The organism is Mammaliicoccus stepanovicii, assembly GCF_002902525.1.
Lineage (GTDB): Bacteria > Bacillota > Bacilli > Staphylococcales > Staphylococcaceae > Mammaliicoccus > Mammaliicoccus stepanovicii.
Window position 1 is genome coordinate 1 of the sequence record NZ_PPQZ01000041.1, and the last position, 21,503, is coordinate 21,503.

Genomic DNA, 21,503 nt, shown 5'->3' on the forward strand with positions numbered 1-21,503 from the left:
CTTTTTTTAACTCATTATCCATCATTAGTACACCTCCTGTACTTAATACATTCAATATAGTACACCCTATGTACTATAAATGCAATAATTTTAATGAAAAATTTAAACAATCGTTTGCAGTCTTAATTATAAAAATTAGAATAGATACTGTTATACAAATGTTAAATTAATGCAATCGTTTGCATAAAAATATTGACATTTTTACATATTACACATAATATAAATTTATAAGTAAAAAAATGAAAGCGATTACAATAAGCGGAGGTTGAAAAGATGACTGAATTGAAGCTAGAAAATATAAAAAAAACTTACGACAAAGGGAACACAGTTGTGCAAGATTTTAACTTACATATTAAAGACAAAGAATTTATAGTGTTTGTCGGACCTTCAGGATGTGGTAAATCAACTACATTAAGGATGATAGCGGGATTAGAAGAAATTACTGCTGGAAATTTCTCAATTGATGGATCCAGAATGAATGATGTAGCACCGAAAGATAGAAATATAGCAATGGTATTTCAAAATTATGCATTGTATCCACATATGACAGTGTACGATAATATGGCATTTGGCCTGAAATTACGCAAGATGAACAAGAAAGAAATAGATAAACGGGTTCAATATGCAGGAGAAATATTAGGACTAACAGAATACTTACCGAGGAAACCTAAAGCTTTATCAGGTGGGCAAAGACAAAGGGTAGCATTAGGTAGAGCAATTGTAAGAGATGCGAAAGTGTTCTTGATGGATGAGCCCTTATCAAATTTAGATGCCAAGCTTCGTGTTCAGATGCGTACAGAAATATTAAAGCTACATAAACGATTGCAGACTACAACTATATATGTAACACATGATCAAACAGAGGCATTGACGATGGCAACTAGGATTGTCGTTATGAAAGATGGAGATATTATGCAAATTGGAACGCCGAGAGAAGTATATGATAATCCAGCTAATGAATTTGTTGCACAATTTATAGGTTCACCTGCAATGAATATTTTTGATGCGAAAGTAAATAAAGATGAACTCATTATAGGAAAGCAGACGATTAAATTGAACGAAAGTAAAGCAAGACTTCTAAATGCTAATGGTTATGATGGACAAGTTATTCGATTTGGTATTAGACCAGAGGACATACATGATGAACCAGTTTTTATAGAAGCCAATAAAGCAGCAACATTTAAAACTAAAGTACTCGTGAGTGAATTGTTAGGTTCAGAAATTATGATCCACGCTCTGTTTAATGATGAAGAATTTTCAGCAAAATTAGATGCCAGAACTGTAATTAATCCTAATGATGAAATCGAATTAGCTTTAGATTTAAATAAATCTCATTTCTTTGATAAAGAAACAGGTCACAAAATAAGCAATTCATAATGAGTCAGTAAATAATAAATGAAGGTAGGGAAATTCAAATGAAACAGCTCATGAAAGTTATGTCGATTTTACTCGTAACAATTTTACTTGCAAGTTGTGGACCTAACCGTACAAAAGAAGAGATTAATAAAGCATTGAACGATGACGAAAAAAAGACAAAACCTGAATCTTTAACTATGTGGGTCGACGGGGATAAGCAGATGTCCTTTTATAAGGAAATAACTGATGAATATACTAAGAAAACAGGTATTAAAGTTATTTTGAAAAATACAGCTCAAGATGATCAAGTTGATAATTTATCACTAGATGGCCCATCAGGTAAAGGGCCGGATTTATTTTTCCAACCGCATGATAGAGCGGGAGATGCTTACTTGCAAGGATTAGCCGCAGAAATCAAATTCACTGATAAAGAATTACAAGGTTACTCTAAAGAAGCGCTTGATGCTCTAAATTATGATGGTAAACAATTAGCATTGCCTGTAATAGTTGAATCGACAGCGATTGCTTATAATAAGAAACTTGTTAAAACACCTCCAAAGACTATGAAAGATGTAGAACAAATAGCTGAAAAAGTAACAAATAAAGAGAAGAAACAATTTGGCTTTATGTTTGATGCGAAGAACTTTTATTTTAACTATCCATTTTTATTCTCACAAGGAGGATACATATTTAAAGAGAACAAGAACGGATTTGATACGAAAGATGTGGCGGTTAATGCACCAGAAGTTATAAAAAACGGACAAAGACTTCAGTCTTGGTATGACAAAGGATATATTACGAAATCAGCAAATCAAGATGTTATTGTCGGATTATTTAAAGAAGGGCAAGTAGGTATGTTTGTTACAGGGCCATGGCAAACTCAAGAATTTAAAGATGCATTAGGAGAAAATTTTGCGACGGCAACTTTTCCAACAGACAATGGTAAGCAAATGAAACCGTTTTTAGGTGTGCGTGGATGGTTTATTTCAGAATATAGTAAAGAAAAATATTGGGCTAAAGATTTACTATTGTTTTTAACGAACCAAGCACATATGCAAAAGTATACAGATGAAATGCAAGAAATAACTGGTCGAACAGACGTAACATCGAAAAAAAAACTGTTAAAAGCTTATGAACAACAAGCTCGTCATGCTGTAGCAATGCCAAATATTCCTGAAATGAGTCAAGTTTGGGATCCAATGGGAAATGCAGCGACATTTATATCTAATGGTAAGAAACCTAAAGCAGCATTGGATGAAGCGAAAGATGGCATAGATGAACAAGTTGAAATTATGAATGCATCTAAAAAATAAAAGAAGGTGAAAATGTGAAGCAGAGAAATCCAAAATTAGCAGCCTTATTATCAATTATTCCTGGGTTTGGACAATTTTATAACAAGAGATATATAAAAGGTAGCATTTTTATAATCTTTTTTATAAGTTTTATTTCGGTATTCTATCAATTTATGAATATAGGATTTTGGGGATTATTTACTTTAGGAACTGTACCAAAACTTGATGATTCACGTGTATTATTAGCGCAAGGTATTATTTCATTAATTTTAATTACATTTGCTTTGACGTTGTATGTTGTCAATATTATTGATGCATATAGAAATGCAGAACAATTTAATAAAGGTTACGAAATTAAAGATAATAAAGGAAGAATGATTGCAACATGGGATAAAACATTTCCATATTTACTCATGTCACCTGGCATATTCTTATTAATATTTGTTGTCGTTTTCCCGTTATTATTTATGTGTTTCTTAGCATTTACAAATTACAATTTATATAATGCACCTCCAAGAAATTTATTAGAATGGGTAGGATTAGATAACTTTAAATCACTACTAACCGTACCTATTTGGAAGACGACATTTTTCAATGTTTTAACTTGGACGATTATATGGACACTTGTGGCAACTACTTTACAAATTGGATTGGCACTATTACTCGCAATTATAGTGAATCATCCATTAATTAGATTTAAGAAATTAATAAGAACAATATTAATATTACCCTGGGCAGTACCGTCCTTCGTAACAATATTAATCTTTGCTGCAATATTTAATGATGACTTTGGATCGATAAATAATGATATTCTTGAACCATTATTTGGTGTTGCACCAGCATGGTTGAACGATCCATTTTGGGCTAAAATCGCCTTGATTGGTATTCAAGTTTGGTTAGGTTTCCCATTTGTATTTGCATTGTTTACAGGCGTACTCCAAAGTATTTCATCAGATTGGTATGAAGCAGCAGATATGGATGGAGCATCCAGCTGGCAAAAATTTAGAAGTATTATATTTCCACATATACTGTTTGCTACTGCACCCTTATTAATCATGCAATATGCTGGGAATTTTAATAACTTTAACTTAATCTATTTGTTTAACAAAGGTGGTCCGCCAGTTTCTGGACAGAACGCAGGAAGTACTGACATATTAATTTCTTGGGTATATCGCTTAACGTTTGATATGCAAAACTATAATATGGCAGCTACAATCTCACTTATAATTGGTATTTTTATAGCAATCATTGCATTTATACAATTTAGAAAAACAAGCACTTTCAAAGATGAGGGGGATATTTAATGAATAAGAAGAATAAAAATATACTAAGCGCAATTTTAATGTATGGTATTTTAGTTGTGATGTTCATCATTATTATTTATCCTTTACTTTGGACGTTAGGCCTTTCATTAAATTCAGGTTCTAACTTGTACGGTTCAAGCATGATACCAAAAGATGCATCTTTGAAAAATTATATTTATTTATTGACAGATCCATCAAGTGATTATTTAATTTGGTACAAAAATACATTAATTGTTGCTACAGCAAATGCGTTATGTTCAGTAATATTTGTTGGATTAACGGCATATGCATTTTCAAGATATAGGTTTGTAGGTAGAAAGTATGGTTTAATCGCATTTTTAATTTTACAAATGTTTCCGGTGCTTATGGCAATGGTTGCGATTTATATATTATTAAATACAATTGGCTTATTAGATTCGTTATTTGGTTTGACGCTGATTTATATTGGAGGGTCAATACCTATGAATGCCTTTTTAGTTAAAGGGTATTTTGATACGATACCTAAAGAACTAGATGAATCTGCTAAAATAGACGGAGCAGGTCATATGAGAATATTTTTCACAATCATGTTACCGTTAGCTAAACCTATATTAGCTGTTGTTGCACTATTCAATTTTATGGGACCATTTATGGATTTTATATTGCCTAGAATTTTATTAAGAAGTCCTGAAAAATACACATTAGCGGTCGGATTATTTAATTTTATAAACGATAAATTTGGTAATAACTTTACAGTATTCGCTGCTGGTGCGATGATGATTGCGATACCAATTTCTATAGTATTCTTATTGTTACAAAGATATTTAGTAACAGGATTAACTGCTGGCGCAACTAAAGGATAATGAGGAGTGATCTTGTGGTTACAATTAAAGATGTTGCAAATGAAGCGAATGTGTCGCCTTCGACAGTCTCAAGAGTGATAAGTGGTCATTCAAGTATTAGTGAGAAGACATCAAAGAAAGTGAAAGCTGTCATGCAGCGATTAGGATATGAACCTAATATTGCCGCAAGAACACTTGTTACACAGAAATCAAATACAATTGGATTAATTTTGAAAACTGCATCTAAAGAAATCACACAGAATCCTTTTTTTACTGATGTTCTGATGGGGATTTCAGTGGAATGTAAAAAACGAGAATATGCAACGATTATGACTACTTCTATTGATCAACATGCCTTATTAAAAGAAGTTGAAAGCTTGATTAAATCAAAGTCAATAGATGGATTTATCATGCTTTATTCAAAAGAAAATGATCCAATTAAAGCGCTACTTAAAAGGTATAACTTTCCGTTTGTTGTTATAGGCAAGCAATTAGATGATCGAGATATTATTCATATTGATAATGATAATGTTGATGCAAGTCAGACAATTACACAACATATTATAGATAAAGGACATCATCATATTGCGTTTATTGCTGAACCTGACTCTTATGCAGTCGCAATTGATCGCGTTGAAGGTTTTAAAAAAGCATGTTCTCAAAATAGTATTAAACATGTTGAAGTATTTCATGCTCATCCAAAACGAGATGAAATTATGACAATTATTAAAAATTTAAAATTAACTGGGAAATTGCCTACAGCAATTATTACCTCAGATAGTATGATGAATATCAATTTATTAAGTGTACTATATGAATTAAATATTAGAATTCCTGACGACATGATGACGGCTACTTTTAACGATTCATTTATAAATGAATTCGCTTCGCCTCCACAAACCGTCGTTAATATAAACCCTGAACATTTAGGGCAAGAAGCGGGTGTCGCATTAATTTCATTAATTGAAAATCCAAATATTTTGAAGAAAAATACAATCGTACCGACAGAAATAATTGAAAGAGCGTCAACGTTAAAGTAATAGGAGGCAATAACTATGGAAGAACGGATTTGGTGGAAAGAAGCTGTATGTTACCAAGTTTATCCAAGAAGTTTTAACGATTCAAATCAAGATGGTATTGGTGATATCAATGGTATTAGAGAAAAACTAGATTACTTAAAAGATTTAGGAATCGATGTAATATGGGTTTCACCAATTTTTAAATCTCCAAATGATGATAACGGATATGATATTAGTGATTATCAAGATATTATGGATGAATTTGGGACGATGGAAGATTTCGACTTATTATTGAAAGAAACACACGATAAAGGTATGAAATTAATTTTGGATTTAGTTATCAACCATACGTCAGATGAACATCCTTGGTTTATTGAATCTAAATCTAGTAAAGATAATCCAAAAAGAGATTGGTACATATGGAAAGAAGGACAACAAGGCAAAGAACCAAACAATTGGGGAAGTATATTCAATGGGTCTGTTTGGGAGCAAACACCTGAAACAGATGAATATTATATGCATATATTTAGCAAAAAACAACCAGACCTTAATTGGGAAAATGAACAAGTAAGATCAGCATTATATAACATGGTCAACTGGTGGTTTAATAAGGGTATTGATGGTTTTAGGGTAGATGCAATTACACATATAAAAAAATCATTTGATGAAGGAGATCTTCAATATTCTAACGATGACACGACATTTAAACCTGCATTTGAAAGATATACCAATCGACCTGGTATTTTAGAATATTTAAGCGAATTGAGAGATCAAACATTTAACCATTTTGATATTATGACTGTTGGAGAAGCTAATGGAGTAACACCTGAAAATGCTGAAGATTGGGTAGGTTTTGACCATGGTATATTCAACATGATATTCCAATTTGAACATCTAGGATTGTGGAACACTGAAGAAACTGGTTTTGACGTTATTCAATATAAAGAGATTATGACGAAATGGCAAAACCAATTAGAAAGTAAAGGTTGGAATGCACTATTTATAGAAAATCATGATCAACCAAGACTCGTTTCAACATGGGGTGATGATGAGCGTTATTGGTATGAAAGTGCTACAAGTCACGCAACTAACTATTTCTTACAAAAGGGAACGCCCTTTATTTATCAAGGACAAGAGCTTGGCATGACGAATTATCCATTTGAATCGATTTATGAATTTGATGATATAGCAATTAAAAATGAAATCACATTAAAACAAATTAAAGGTGAAAGTACTGAAGGCTTGTTAGAAACTCATCGTAAAGTAAGTAGGGATAATTCTAGGACTGTGATGCAATGGGATACTACTAAACATGCAGGATTCTCAGATGTAGAACCTTGGTTTCATGTCAATCCAAATTACAAACAGATTAATGTAGAATCAGAATTAGAAGATGAGTATTCTGTTTTGAACTATTATAAAAGGTTAATATCATTAAAAAAATCAAAAGATGTGTTTAATTATGGTGTATACCAATTAATAGATAAAGAGCATCCACAAATTTATAGTTATAAACGTACATTACTTTCTGATGAAGTCATCATTATGAGCAATTTAACGAATGAAGAAGCATTAATAAGCAAAGATATCAACCTTAGTCATTATGATTTATTACTAGGGAATTATGATGAAGTTAGACAAATTGATACATTATTACCGTTTGAAACAAGAGTATACCAATTAAGATAAAGTTAACTGTTATTGAAGGTCATCATCTGACTTTCAGTAGCAGTTTTATTTTTTTGTTGATTGTTAAAGTATGAAATGAGTATGTATTCAAATATTCAAATTGTTAACGCTTTCGTTGTGAAACGTTCTATAATAGTAATGAATATAAACGTAATTTATGGGAGGTCATGACATGAAAAAATTAATGAATGAGAAGACACAATTTGTTGCAGATATGCTCAAAGGAATCAAAATCATGGATAACTCAGTAGATGTTATAAGTGATAATGTAATTGTTCGATCTAAATTAAAAACTAAAGGTGTAGCACTCGTATCAGGTGGAGGATCTGGACATGAACCAGCCCATGCTGGATTCGTTGCAGATGGGATGTTAGATGCAGCAGTGTGTGGTGAAGTGTTTACCTCACCGACACCAGACAAAATTTTAGATGCCATTAAACACGTTGCAACTGAAGAGGGCGTACTATTAATTATTAAAAATTATGCCGGAGATGTTATGAATTTCGAGATGGCTCAAGAAATGGCCGAAATGGAAGGTATATCATGTCAATCTGTTATAGTAAGGGATGATATATCAATTGATAATGAGCAAGATCGAAGAGGTGTAGCAGGTACCGTATTAGTACACAAATATGCAGGGTACTTATCTGATAATGGTTATAATTTAGCAGATATTAAAGAAAAAGTTGAAGCATTTATCGAGAAAGTTAAGACGATAGGGATGGCCATATATCCTTGCCTTGTACCAACAACTGGACAATATGGATTTGACTTAGAAGATGACCAAATGGAAATAGGTATCGGCATTCATGGTGAACGTGGTATATATCAAGAAAAAATCGAGCCAATTCCAGGCATTATTAAACGATTAATGAATGAACTTGAAAAAGAAATTTCAGAGAAATCATTAATCGTTATGATAAATGGTATGGGTGCGACACCTGATTCTGAATTGGCAATAGTAGCAAATTACTTTAACGAGTATGTAAATGAGAAAGGCTTTGATATAAAAAAATACTTCGTAGGTAATTATATGACAGCACTAGATATGCAAGGGTTTTCAATTACATTAGTGCCTTATGATCAAGAATATTTAGATGCTTTCAATGCGCCGACAGTTAGTAAATATTTTAAATAGGAGGCATTTTTAATGAATGCAGAGACATTATTACAAAGCTTAAAAGACTTAAAAGCGACATTTGAACAAGAAGAACAAAATTTAACTAATTTAGACAGAGCTATTGGAGATGGTGACCACGGCGTCAATATGTTGCGTGGTTTTACTGCAGTTGATGAGAAAGTCTCCGGAAATACAATAAGTGATGTTTTAAAATCAACTGGTATGACATTGATGAGTTCTGTAGGTGGTGCTTCTGGACCACTTTATGGATTTAGTTTTGTGAAGATGGCAGGTTTAGAATATGACGAGATTACTTCTGACAATTTGAAAGAATTCATTGATACATTTAAAGATGCAGTAGCAGCTAGAGGGAAAGTTTCAGGTGGAGAAAAAACAATGTATGATGTGTTATTAAAAGCATCTGAACAATTATCAAATGGAGAGAAATTAACTTATGATAATTTGCAAAAGTTCGCTGAAGATACTAAAGATTTAGAAGCAACTAAAGGTAGAGCATCTTATTTTAAAGGTGATTCAGTAGGACATGTTGACCCAGGTGCACAAAGTATGGTTTATGTCTTAAATGCTTTAAGTGAAGGAGTGTCATAATGGCAAGTATTGGAATAATTAGTCATAGTAAAGATATAGCACAAGGTGTGAAAGAATTATTAGAACAAATGTCCCCAAATGTAACGGTTATTGCTCGTGGAGGAACGAATGAAGGTGAGATTGGTACTAGTATTGATACTGTGCAAGAAGTAATAAGTGAATTAACAGAAGATGCGTTAATGTTTTATGATATTGGTTCGGCGGAAATGAATCTTGAAATGGCATTAGATTTATATGATGGTGAATTAAATTTATATAAAATAGATGCACCTATTGTTGAAGGCTCGTTTTTAGCAAGTGTATCATTATCAACCGGTGCGAGTATTGAAGAAGCGATGGCTAGCATTAAACGAGAATTTTCATAAATCTGTGAAAATATAATAATGTATAGTTAATAAATGATATAATTGCTCTACTAATGTTTTTTATAAGGTGGAGAAAGAAGAATGAAGATATCCAATCAGAAATTATATGAAAAAGTTGCCGATGTCATCATATTAGATATAAGAGAAAAACGATTAACTACGGGAGATCGATTACCATCTATTAAAGCTTTATCTGAAAGCTTTGGTGTGGGTCAAGCAACAATTCGGGAAGCTTTAAATGCATTAAGAGCAATGGGCTATGTTGACATTAAACATGGACAAGGTACATTTATAACAAATCAAGAATCAACACAATTTAATCTTGAAGCAATCAACGGGGATGTGCAAGATGTTCGAAATTTATTAGAAGTCAGAAACATAGTAGAAGTAGGTGTAGCAAGGTTAGCAGCGAAGAATCGAACAGATGAAGATTTACAAGAAATTGAATCTGCACTTAATGATATGAAACTTGCGATCGACAAACGTAATTTAGGTGAAGCATCTGATTTAAAATTTCATTTAGCTATTGCAGATGCATCTAAAAACGACATGCTTAAACAACTATTATTAAATGTTTCAGACATTATGCAACACACGATGAAAGAAACGCGGAGAATATATTTATATACACAAAGTAAATCCATCGAGAAGTTATATCATGAACATATAGATATATTTGAGGCGATAAGAAGTAAAGATAGTGAATTAGCTCAAGAGAAAATGATTTTTCATTTAAAAGAAGTAGAACAAGTCGTGTTAAATAATATTAAAACGACGTAATCGTTCGTCAAAATTCGAGTCATCATAACATAAATTCAATAAGACAGGAGACGTGACGAGGCTAATATGGCCTTGTTATGTCTTCTGTTTTTTAATTTATAAAATCTAACAAATGAGATAATACATTTAGACATAAGGTCATATGATGACTGGATGAATTGTGATATAATATTTACTGATACATTATGGGCAAATCATAATGCGCTATGTAGGTTAATATCATGGGCATGGCATTGACTATTCATAGCATTTAAATTTAATAAGGGTGGTTATGATTATGAAAGTGAGTTTATTTTCTACTTGTTTAGTAGAAGGATTAAACACGCGAGTGGGCATCGCAACAGTTGAACTACTTGAAAAATTAGGATGTGAAGTAGATTATCCTGCATCACAAGTTTGCTGTGGACAACCTGCTTTTAATTCAGGTTACGTAGAAGAGGCAAAGCAAGCTGCTAAATTGATGATTGATACATTTGAAGACTCTGAATATGTAGTAGGACCTTCAGGTAGTTGTGTCACTATGTTTAAACATTATCCGAGTTTATTTGAGAATGATTCAATGTGGTATAAGAAAGCGCTTAATTTAAGTGAGAAGTCATATGAACTCACTCAATTTATCGTTGATGTCTTAAACGTTACAAAAGTAGGCGCACATTTAAAAGGCAAAGCTACAGTTCATCCATCTTGTCATATGACAAGATTATTAGGTGTTGTCAATCAACCTAAAGCGTTATTAGAAAATGTTGAAGGATTAGAACTAGTTGAGTTACCACATTATTATAATTGTTGTGGTTTTGGTGGAACTTTTGCTGTTAAGATGGGTGATGTTTCAACTGAAATGGTAGATGAAAAAGTAGATTCAATAGCGCAAAGTGGAGCAGACTATTTAATTGGGTCTGATGCAAGTTGTTTAATGAATATAGAGGGTCGAATTAAGAGACGTGGATTAAATGTCAAAGTATTGCACATAGCTGAAGTACTTAATAATCAAGTGGAAAAGGCGGTGCAATAACATGGCAATGCGTATAGGAGATAAGACTTTTAAAGAGGCGTTTAAAGAAGAAAGTAAAGATACTTTCATGAGAGGTGCTGTTAGTTCAGCACAAGATAGGTTAAGAGATAGAAAGTTAAAAGCACAAGAAGATTTAGGGAATTGGGAAGAATGGAGAAACCATGCTGAAGAAATTAGACAGCATACATTATCAAACTTGGATTATTATTTAGAGCTACTTGCAAAAAATGTAGCCGAGTTAGGTGGTCATGTGTACTTTGCGAGTACTGCTGAAGAAGCCAATGCGTATGTAGCAGAAATATTAAAGAAAAAAGAAGCTAAAAAAGTAGCGAAATCAAAGTCGATGGTTACTGAAGAAATAAACTTAAATGAAGCAATGGAGAAAGCGGGCTGCGAAGTTGTGGAAACTGATTTAGGTGAATATATACTTCAAATTGATGATCATAATCCACCATCGCATATTGTAGCACCCGCACTTCATAAGAATAGACAGCAAATTAAAGAGACTTTACGTGAAAAACTTGGTTACGAAGGTACAGAAGATCCAGATGAAATGACATTTTTCGTAAGAAATAAATTAAGACAAGATTTTCTTTCAGCTGATGTAGGGATTACTGGATGTAACTTTGCAGTAGCAGAAAGCGGCAGTTTTACATTGGTAACGAATGAAGGTAATGCACGCATGGTGTCAACATTACCTAAAACTCAAATTACCGTAATGGGAATGGAAAGAATTGTTCCTACGCATGAAGAACTTGAAGTACTAGTAGGTATGTTAACAAGAAGTGCAGTTGGCCAAAAATTAACAAGCTATGTTACAACTTTAACAGGTCCTAGAGCAATTGGAGAAATTGACGGTCCTGAAGAGTTTCATTTAGTTATTATCGATAATGGACGCTCAAAAATATTAGGCACTCAATTTCAATCGATATTGCAATGTATTCGTTGTGCAGCATGTGTAAATGTTTGTCCAGTATATAGACATGCAGGAGGACATAGTTATGGTTCTATATATCCTGGACCAGTTGGGGCTGTATTATCACCATTATTAGGTGGTTATGAAGACTATGGTCAATTGCCATATGCTTCTTCATTATGTGCAGCATGTACAGAAGCTTGTCCCGTGAAAATTCCATTGCATGATTTGTTATTGAAACATAGACAGGTAGAAGCGGAACAACAAAAATCAACGCCAAAAACTGAAAGAATGTTAATGAAAGGTTTCGGATTTGGTGCTACTAAACCATCGTTATTTAAATACAGTTTGAAACTTGCAAGACCTACGATGAAATTATTCAGTGATGAAAATGTTATTCATAAAGGACCTGCACCTTTACATCCATGGACACAATCTAGAGATTTCCCGTTACCAGATGAACAACGGTTTAAAGACTGGATGCATAATCACCTAAAAGAAAGAGGTGACAAATAATGGCTGGACAAATTCAAAACAGAACAAAATTTTTAAATAATATTTCAGAACAGTTAGGTCGACCGAAACCAATTAAAGTTACGAAACCGGAGTGGGCATATAATCCACAAGGGAAAACATTAACGGATTTAAATCAAAACGAGCTTGTAGATTTATTAGAAGCGCAATGTAAAAATATTCATACAGGGTTCGTTAAGACAAATAAATCGTGTTTAAATAAAGTATTGGATGAAACGATAAAATCATATAATTCAGGTAAAGTTATTGCGTGGAATGATTCGCGTTTTGAAACGAATGATATAAATTTAGATTGTTATGACACGTATGTTTGGAATGAAGAGAAGGGTGAGGACAATAGAATCGTTGCTGAACAAGCCAATATTGGTATTACATTTAGTGATATGACGTTAGCAGAAAGTGGTACAGTGGTATTGTTTTCTGGTAAAGGAAAAGGTAGAAGTGTCAGTTTATTGCCGACCCATTATATAGCGATTGTACCTCAATCAACGATTGTACCAAGATATACACAAGCAGCTCAGAAGATGAACGAAATGATGAATGAAACCGACAGATTCCCATCTTGTATTAATTTAATTTCTGGACCTTCGAATTCAGCGGACATTGAAATGGAATTAGTAGTAGGGGTACATGGACCGGTAAAAGCAACGTATATAGTAGTAGAAGATATTTAAATATTATTACAAATCTAGAACTAAAAAATCTACCAACAAAAATCACGTATTGTGAATTTTGTTGGTAGATTTTTTGTTTACAAAAGAAATGAAAAAAGCGATAAGCTTCAGGAGGCTTATCGCTTTAGGGTATGTAACCCATCCGTTCCATTTCATATCATATATAAAGACTTCTTACAGTATAATCATAAATTGCACGATGTCTATTCATCTAAGAAGTAGATTTAATACAATTTATCATCTGTATGTTTAGTATAAGGTCATATTACTAGATTAGCAATAATATATTTGAGAAAAAACATGATAAAGTTACACTTCTAAAGGATTTAAAAATGCAAAAAAGTAATTTAGTAAGAATTTTCCGAAACTTCCGAAAATAATAATTTTTATGATATACTATTTTTAATTTGATTAAGGGGAGGGCAATATATGAATCAAGTAAAACACAAAGTATCATTTGTAAATCGTTTCTTGAACATTGTTGAAAAAGCAGGGAATAGATTGCCGGATCCGAGTATACTATTCTTCTTACTATGTGCAGGATTAATTGTATTATCTTGGCTGATATCATTATTTGGTGTTTCTGTGAAAAATCCAGGTACAGGGAAGACTGTCGAGGTGACAAGCCTTATTTCTAGAGAAGGATTCGGTAAAATATTAAGTGAATCGGTTAAGAATTTTTCTGAGTTTCCTGCTTTAGGTTTAGTTCTAGCTGTCATGCTCGGCATAGGGGTTGCTGAGAAGACAGGTTACTTTGATAAATTGATGATTTTAATCGTAAATAAAACGTCGAAAAAGGTTATAGTACCAATTATTATATTTGTAGGTATCGTTGGTAATGCTGCAGGAGATGCTGCACCAATTGTCTTACCGCCATTAACAGCACTTGTATTTATCAAACTAGGTTATCATCCAATAGCCGGACTTGCTATGGCATACGCATCTGCACTTGGGGCATTTGCTGCAAATATTTCATTAGGTATGAGTGATGCACTTGTTTATGCATTTACAAAACCAGCAGCTGAAATTATAGATAAAGATATCCATTTAAACGTAGCGATGAATTGGTATTTTATAGCTGCATCATCGTTCATCTTATTACCTGTTATTTATTTCGTTAGTATGAAAATTGTTATACCACGTCTCGGTAAATATGAGGTAGAAGGTGAAGCAGCAATAAGTGTACAAGAAAATGAAATTAGTACGAAAGAGAATAAAGCACTTAAATTTGCAAATATTAGTTTTCTAGTTGTGCTAGCAATATTATTAGCTTTATCTATTCCAGAGAATGGTTGGTTACGCAATGCTGAAACTGGAAGTCTAATTGAAAAGTCTCCATTAATGGACGGTGTAGGGATTGTTATTTTGATCGTATTTTTCGTTCCTGGATTTGTTTATGGAGTAGTATCAGGAAAAATTAAAAATACAAAAGATTTAGGGAAGATGCTTACTGAATCGATGGCGACGATGGGGAGCTTTATCGTGATTGTGTTTTTTGCTGCACAACTATTAGCATATTTAGAGTGGAGTAATTTAGGTGTCGTTATTTCGGTTAAAGGTGCTGAATTATTACAAGGTCAAAATGGCATAACAGTCATTATAGGATTGATTATATTAAGTAGTATTATCAATCTATTAATTGGTAGTGCTTCTGCAAAATGGGCGATACTTGCACCAATATTTATACCTATGTTTATGTTATTAGGTTATCATCCAGCGTTTACGCAAATGATTTATCGTATAGGTGATTCAATTACGAACCCGATTACACCTATGATGCCATACTTACCACTATTATTATCTTATGCTCAAAAATATGATAAAAACATGAAATTAGGAACGTTATTATCAAGTTTAATGCCATATTCAATTGTATTAGGAATAGTATGGCCAATTGTGATAATTATTTGGTTCTTATTAGGACTACAATTAGGTCCAGGAGGAGATATATTCTATCATAAATAAAATAAAAGTATCATTTTGATAAGATTTTTTAGAACGTTTTAATCTTACATAAATTCGATACAATGTGGTACAATCACGTAGGGAAGTTTCTTAATTTATACAAAGTACAAGATACATTATATATATTAATAACATGCAAAGGATGATTCAATGTCTCCGTTAGTTTTGAAACCTGTATTCAAAGAGAGAATATGGGGCGGGCGTAATTTAGAAAAAATGGGTTATAATCTTCCAGAAGGAAATATTGGCGAATGTTGGGGTATCTCAGCACATAAAAATGGCGCAAATGAGATCGCAAACGGCCCTTATAAAGGTAAAACTTTAGACGAAGTATGGAAAGAAGAACCTCAACTTTTTGGTAATCCTACAGAAGAAAAATTTCCATTGCTTACAAAAATTTTAGATGCAAATGACAAACTATCTGTTCAAGTCCATCCAAATGATGAATATGCAAACATTCATGAAAATGGTGAGTTAGGTAAAACAGAATGTTGGTATGTAATTGATGCTAAAGAAAATGCAGAAATTATATATGGTACATATGCAAATACTAAAAACCAATTAGAATCATTTATACAAAATGAAGATTGGGATCATTTATTCAAAAGAATAAAAGTCGAACCTGGGGATTTCTTCTACGTACCGAGTGGCACAGTTCATGCTATAGGTAGTGGTATTATGATTTTAGAGACACAGCAAAATTCTGATACGACTTATAGAATATTTGACTATGACAGAACAGATAAAGATGGAAACAAACGAGCATTACATTTAGATAAAAGCATAGATGTTATAAATGTTGGTTCCGAAAGTCCAAACGTACCTCCTAAGAAATTAGAATCAGAGGAACAAAAAGGTCAAATTCTTGTAGAAAATGAATTTTTCACAGTGGCTAAATGGCAAATTGAAGGAACATTTAACTTTAGAAAGCCAAGAGACTATTGTCTAGTAAGCATTATTTCTGGAAGTGGAGAAATTATAACCGATGGTAATGTTTTTGAAGTTAAAATAGGAGATCATTTAATATTAACGGCTGATGATTTAGATAATAATATAAATGGAAATTTAGAAGTTATAATCAGTTATGTATAGATAGGAGATTAAGAATGAAAAAATTTCTATATTTATCTTTAGTATGTGCAGTCATTGCGGGATTAGGTATATTCTTTCAAGTTCCTAAATACCCAACACCTATCATTCCCTTTATAGTTGCTGTAATTGGACTATTGCTAGCAATAGCTACTATAAAGGATAAAGATATTTCACTTGGCTTAAAAATGGGTGGTATACTCGTTAATTTAATGCCATCACTTGCAGGATTGTCATTAGTAATGACGAATTAATAAATCGTAAAATTTCTTTGATTAAAAAGAAATTTTGCGGTTTTTTTTATTTTAAAATTTGTAAGCGGAGTGAGATTTTCATTGCTATAAAGGTATGCTCATCATTAATTTATAAAAATAAGTCTTATATTTTATGTACATACATATTAATTATCAATAATTATTTAAGTCAAATATTGAATAAAGCAAAATGGAATTAATAGAAATGAAATGGAACTGTAATATAAACAACTGTAATTTAAGTGTATAATTAGAAAGAATTAACTTTATAAAAAATAAACTAAAAAGATATTGGGGGTAAGGTATTTTGAAGAAAAAGACAATAGCAGCATTCGTTGGTGCTTCTGTAGCAGTAGCAGTATCTTCTCATCATGCTGAGGCAGCAACATATAAAGTGAAAAATGGAGATTCATTATGGTTAATTGCAGATAAGCATAATACGACAATTTCGAAGATTAAATCTTTGAACAAATTAACATCGAATCTGATTTTTCCTAACCAGGTACTACAAGTACCAGGAACATCGAGTGCAACTAATAAACCTAGCACGAATACGGGAACATCTTCAACATCATATTATACTGTGAAATCTGGAGATACGTTATCTGTTATAGCTGGTAAATATGGCACTACTTATCAAAAGATCATGTCATTAAATGGCATGAAAAACACAATTATATATCCGGGACAAAAACTTAAAGTGAACGGTACAGCTAGTTCAACAGGCGGTTCAAACACGGGTACAACAACTCCAAAACCTTCAGGAAGCACAACAACATATACAGTTAAATCCGGAGATTCATTATCAATCATAGCTGCAAAATATGGTACGACATATCAAAAAATTATGTCATTAAATGGCTTAAATAACTTTATTATTTATCCAGGACAAAAGTTAAAAGTGAGTGGAACAGCAACGAGTACTGGTGGTAACACTGGTTCTAGTAACACTGGCGGGTATAATACACCTATTTTCCATCACCAAAACTTATATGACTGGGGTCAATGTACTTGGCACGTATTTAATAGAAGACAAGCTATTGGTAAACCTATCAGTACGTATTGGTGGAATGCAAACAATTGGGCAAGTGCAGCGATTAAAGATGGTTATACAGTAAACCATTCACCAAGTGTCGGTTCGATTTTGCAATCAACAGCTGGATATTATGGACATGTGTCATTTGTTGAGAGAATAAATTCAGATGGTAGCATTCAAGTTTCTGAAATGAACTTTGCTTCATCACCTGGTATATTAACATACAGAACAATACCAGCATCACAAGTGACTAGTTATAATTTTATACATTAATCATATATTTAAAATAAACTGGGACAGTATGATGTCTCAGTTTTTTAATTGGGTAATCATAGACATGAATGTTAATGTCTTATACAATGTTAATATTAAAGTGTTTTTATATCATCTGCATAAAAAAACACAATATAGATACGTGTAAAATTGATTAATTTCGAATATAAGGAGTATACATATGTCTGAAGAAACAAACTACTTTTGGTTAAATTGTGGGTATAATAGGTGGAACCATACGGAGCCATTAGAAGGACAAGTCGCAGTATTTGAATCTGGTGCGAGTTTTAATCCAACACAAGGTTTTCATGCATTCAAAACGGCAAAACCAGGTGACAAAGTTATATATTATCAAGTTCAAAATCAAATCGGTCTATTAGGTTATGGCGAAATTGTACATGTACAAACAGGTGGTAACCAAAAAGTAAGCATTCACTTTAAATTTGAAAAATCACTAATGCTACTTTCAATTGAATATTTAAAGAGAAGTGAATTACTTGAGTCGCGCATTAAGCAAATAACAAATCAGTTATTTAACCGTATAACTAAAGATGAATTCGATTTAATAATTGGATTAGGTTTAGGAGAAATCAAGATTCCTAGATATTTCTTAATGTCAGAAGAAATTCAATTTGAAGAAGGAGAAAACTATACTATATTTACGCATACTGTAAATGGTATAAAAAGAAATGGATACCTTCACTATACGCAATTAGAAATTGGTGATCAAATTGTATTTTTAAATAAGAATGCAAACTATTCTATTATAGGTGTAGGCGAAGTCACTGAAAGTATCCATAAATTACCTCCACAACCTGGTCGAACGGATTCAACTTGTATTAACGTAAAGTATGAAAGAGATATTAATCCAGTAAGTGTAAGTAACTTGAACAAACATCAAACGTTGAAGAAATTATTCTTCTTACAGGAAAGCTCAAAACAATCCATTGCGAATTTAACGAAAGCACAATATGAAGCGATGATGGAAATGAGTAATGGTACATATAAAGCACCTTCGAATAATAAATTTGAGATGAACGTTCATAAAAATTATGAAGAAGATACAACTAAAGACAAACCAATTATATTAATGATTTGCGATAATAAAGAAGATGGCATGAAAAGAGCAAAACATTATGTTGAACGGGAACTTGCAAAAGGTATATATACGACAGGTCACCCAGATTTTTCTGAGGAAATGCTATACGGCAGATATTTACCGAATGAAAGTGGTGCACTTTATTATAGAGAAGGTTTCATAACTGGACATATAACAAATTCTGAAAGAGAATGGTTGGTCATTGATCAATTTGAAAGAATTGATCCTGAAATTTTTCAATTATTCTTAAATGTTCTAGATGGACATGAAATGACGTTACCAAGATATAATCATGAAGGTAAAATGGTGAAATGGAGCTTAGAGAAAGATTCATTCTATAAACATAATCCGAAGTGGAGAATGATTGGATTATGTTATGGTTCAATTGATGACATTAAAGAACAATATTCTCATCAGTTCTTAAAACATTGCCGCGTTTTACATGTAGGTTAATCATATAGTAAAAATATATAGCAAGGATATGTAATAAAGGTAGTATTACTTTGTTTACATGTCCTTGCTTTTTATTTACTAAACAATTGCGATTTAGTTATTTATGAATTAGCTTCCAATGTGATTGAATTTTCTGTAAAATGAAAGTGATATTATTTTTATTTTGATAATAAATCACAAAGGGGTAAATAAATATGAATAAAATTGTAGCATTTTCAGATTGGTTATGGGGGTATCCTATTGTAACCTTACTACTACTTTCAAGTTTATTTTTAACAATTTATTTAGGATTTATTCAATTTAGACATTTTGGTTATATGATGAAACAAACATTTGGCAGTATTAATAGAGAGCCTAAAGGGGAAGGTACAATTACGCCGAGGCAAGCTTTAACGTCTGCCTTATCTTCAACTGTAGGTGCTGCAAATATTGTAGGTGTCCCGACTGCTATTATGATGGGGGGACCTGGAGCGGTTTTCTGGATGATGGTTATCGCATTTTTAGGAATGGCATTAAAATACAGTGAGAACGTATTAGGTTTGTTCTATCGAGAGAAAAATAGTAAAGATGAATTCGTAGGTGGACCAACTTACTATATGAAAAAAGGCTTCAAAAATAAAAAAGTAGGTATTGTGTTTGCTTTTATATTTGCATTAGCGTTAATGTTGGAATTAATACCAAGCATTATGGTACAAGGTAATTCTGCAGCCAGTACTGTAGAAGATACATTTAATATTAATGCAGGTGTTATTGGTATTATATTAGCAATATTAGCTTCATTAGTTGTGTTCGGAGGTATAAAACGTATTGCAACATTTACTGAAATGATAGTTCCTGTAATGGTTGGACTTTATTGTATTATGGGATTCATTATTATCATTATAAATATTCAACATGTTCCAGGCGTTATTGTATTAGTAATTGAAAAAGCATTTAACCCTGATGCAGCACTTGGCGGAAGTTTTGGTGCAGCATTAGCAACAACTGTTAGATGGGGATTTGCACGTGGTATTTATTCAAATGAAGCAGGTCTTGGTACTTCACCAATTGCACACGCAGCAGCTAAAACAGATCATCCAGTTAGACAAGCGTTTTGGTCAGTGAGTGAAATTGTAGTGGATACGCTTATTATTTGTAGCACTACTGCTTTCGTTGTACTTGTTTCAGATGTATGGAAAGCTAAAGATGCGAAGGCACAATCTGCAGCTTTAACAGCCAGAGCATTCAATGATGCATTTGGCACATTTGGGAGTTGGATTGTTTCTGTGTCGATGGTATTCTTTGTATTCTCAACAATAATTGTTGTAATCTATTATGGATCGAGAATGGCAGAATATTTATTTGGCTTAACTGCAGGATTTATCATGAAAATAATTTACGTATTATCAATTGCAGTAGGCGCATTTGGTGCGGGAACGCAGTTATGGAATTTATTAGATATCGCATTAGCTTGTGTTCTTATTCCGAATATTATAGCGGTTGTTGTATTAGCACCAAAAGTAAAAGAATTAACGACAGAATTTTTCACTGGTAAATCGTATTACTTAAAAGATAAAGGCAAAAATTAAAATTTGTATATATATCATATCGTTTCAAAAAATAAGCTTGCGACATGTTAATTGTCACAAGCTTATTTTTTTATGTTAAGAAAATTTATTTTTTACTATTCAAATTGAAGAGTGTGCATGTAACGAGGTGATGATTCAACTTACAAATCAAAAGTTTTGAACTCTTATATTTTTGAAATTATATAATTATAGCACTATTTTCCAGTTAGAGTTTGTATGAATTTGAATTTTGCTTTATAATCGTAAATATATACATAAAATGCCAAATATATTAT

Annotated in this window: 19 protein-coding genes; all 19 read left to right on the forward strand. The window is 32.4% G+C overall.

Features of this window, described 5'->3' with window-relative positions; all coding sequences use genetic code 11:
- Positions 1-273: 273 nt before the first annotated feature.
- The 19 genes from CD111_RS07065 to CD111_RS07155 all read left to right on the forward strand — a co-directional run bounded on the left by CD111_RS07065 (position 274) and on the right by CD111_RS07155 (position 21,228).
- Complete coding sequence (locus CD111_RS07065) at positions 274-1,377, forward strand: ABC transporter ATP-binding protein (protein WP_095086463.1); 1,104 nt, start codon at positions 274-276, stop codon at positions 1,375-1,377.
- Positions 1,378-1,415: 38 nt separating this feature from the next.
- On the forward strand, positions 1,416-2,669 hold the full coding sequence (locus CD111_RS07070; protein WP_095086465.1) for an extracellular solute-binding protein: 1,254 nt from the start codon (positions 1,416-1,418) through the stop codon (positions 2,667-2,669).
- 14 nt (positions 2,670-2,683) lie between these two features.
- Positions 2,684-3,952: a sugar ABC transporter permease gene (locus CD111_RS07075; RefSeq protein WP_095086468.1), complete on the forward strand. Its 1,269-nt coding sequence runs from the start codon at positions 2,684-2,686 to the stop codon at positions 3,950-3,952.
- Positions 3,952-4,794, forward strand: coding sequence for a sugar ABC transporter permease (locus CD111_RS07080; RefSeq protein WP_095086472.1), 843 nt, complete (start codon positions 3,952-3,954; stop codon positions 4,792-4,794). Before CD111_RS07075 ends, CD111_RS07080 begins: the two co-directional genes overlap by 1 nt.
- A 14-nt stretch (positions 4,795-4,808) precedes the next feature.
- A complete protein-coding gene (locus tag CD111_RS07085) occupies positions 4,809-5,813 on the forward strand; it encodes a LacI family DNA-binding transcriptional regulator (protein WP_095086475.1) in 1,005 nt (334 codons plus the stop codon).
- Positions 5,814-5,828: 15 nt separating this feature from the next.
- Entirely contained in the window at positions 5,829-7,481 is a 1,653-nt protein-coding gene (locus CD111_RS07090) for an alpha-glucosidase (RefSeq protein WP_095086478.1), read from the forward strand.
- Between the two features lie 172 nt (positions 7,482-7,653).
- The gene (gene dhaK / locus CD111_RS07095; RefSeq protein WP_095086481.1) at positions 7,654-8,619 is read left to right on the forward strand and encodes a dihydroxyacetone kinase subunit DhaK; all 966 of its coding nucleotides are present in this window, start codon (positions 7,654-7,656) and stop codon (positions 8,617-8,619) included.
- A gap of 12 nt (positions 8,620-8,631) precedes the next feature.
- Positions 8,632-9,210 carry a dihydroxyacetone kinase subunit DhaL gene (dhaL, locus tag CD111_RS07100; RefSeq protein ID WP_095086484.1) on the forward strand — a complete coding sequence of 193 codons (579 nt, stop codon included), beginning with the start codon at positions 8,632-8,634 and terminating at the stop codon, positions 9,208-9,210.
- Positions 9,210-9,575, forward strand: a complete 366-nt coding sequence (gene dhaM / locus CD111_RS07105; protein ID WP_095086487.1) for a dihydroxyacetone kinase phosphoryl donor subunit DhaM — start codon at positions 9,210-9,212, stop codon at positions 9,573-9,575. Before dhaL ends, dhaM begins: the two co-directional genes overlap by 1 nt.
- Before the next feature lie 81 nt (positions 9,576-9,656).
- Positions 9,657-10,355 carry a FadR/GntR family transcriptional regulator gene (locus CD111_RS07110; protein ID WP_095086490.1) on the forward strand — a complete coding sequence of 233 codons (699 nt, stop codon included), beginning with the start codon at positions 9,657-9,659 and terminating at the stop codon, positions 10,353-10,355.
- 277 nt (positions 10,356-10,632) lie between these two features.
- Positions 10,633-11,367, forward strand: coding sequence for a (Fe-S)-binding protein (locus CD111_RS07115; protein ID WP_095086492.1), 735 nt, complete (start codon positions 10,633-10,635; stop codon positions 11,365-11,367).
- A 1-nt stretch (position 11,368) separates the two neighbouring features.
- The gene (locus CD111_RS07120) at positions 11,369-12,799 is read left to right on the forward strand and encodes a LutB/LldF family L-lactate oxidation iron-sulfur protein (protein ID WP_095086495.1); all 1,431 of its coding nucleotides are present in this window, start codon (positions 11,369-11,371) and stop codon (positions 12,797-12,799) included.
- Positions 12,799-13,491: a LutC/YkgG family protein gene (locus tag CD111_RS07125; protein ID WP_095086498.1), complete on the forward strand. Its 693-nt coding sequence runs from the start codon at positions 12,799-12,801 to the stop codon at positions 13,489-13,491. The genes CD111_RS07120 and CD111_RS07125 overlap by 1 nt, the downstream gene beginning before the upstream one ends.
- A 429-nt stretch (positions 13,492-13,920) precedes the next feature.
- Entirely contained in the window at positions 13,921-15,456 is a 1,536-nt protein-coding gene (locus CD111_RS07130) for an AbgT family transporter (RefSeq protein ID WP_095086502.1), read from the forward strand.
- A gap of 150 nt (positions 15,457-15,606) precedes the next feature.
- On the forward strand, positions 15,607-16,548 hold the full coding sequence (gene manA, locus CD111_RS07135) for a mannose-6-phosphate isomerase, class I (protein ID WP_095086505.1): 942 nt from the start codon (positions 15,607-15,609) through the stop codon (positions 16,546-16,548).
- Positions 16,549-16,562: 14 nt separating this feature from the next.
- On the forward strand, positions 16,563-16,799 hold the full coding sequence (locus tag CD111_RS07140; RefSeq protein WP_095086506.1) for a hypothetical protein: 237 nt from the start codon (positions 16,563-16,565) through the stop codon (positions 16,797-16,799).
- A gap of 307 nt (positions 16,800-17,106) precedes the next feature.
- Positions 17,107-18,108 (forward strand): LysM peptidoglycan-binding domain-containing protein, encoded by a 1,002-nt coding sequence (locus tag CD111_RS07145; protein WP_095086508.1) that lies wholly within the window; start codon positions 17,107-17,109, stop codon positions 18,106-18,108.
- Between the two features lie 181 nt (positions 18,109-18,289).
- The gene (locus tag CD111_RS07150; protein WP_095086511.1) at positions 18,290-19,660 is read left to right on the forward strand and encodes an EVE domain-containing protein; all 1,371 of its coding nucleotides are present in this window, start codon (positions 18,290-18,292) and stop codon (positions 19,658-19,660) included.
- Positions 19,661-19,854: 194 nt separating this feature from the next.
- Positions 19,855-21,228, forward strand: a complete 1,374-nt coding sequence (locus tag CD111_RS07155; protein WP_095086515.1) for an alanine/glycine:cation symporter family protein — start codon at positions 19,855-19,857, stop codon at positions 21,226-21,228.
- The last annotated feature ends 275 nt before the right edge of the window (positions 21,229-21,503 follow it).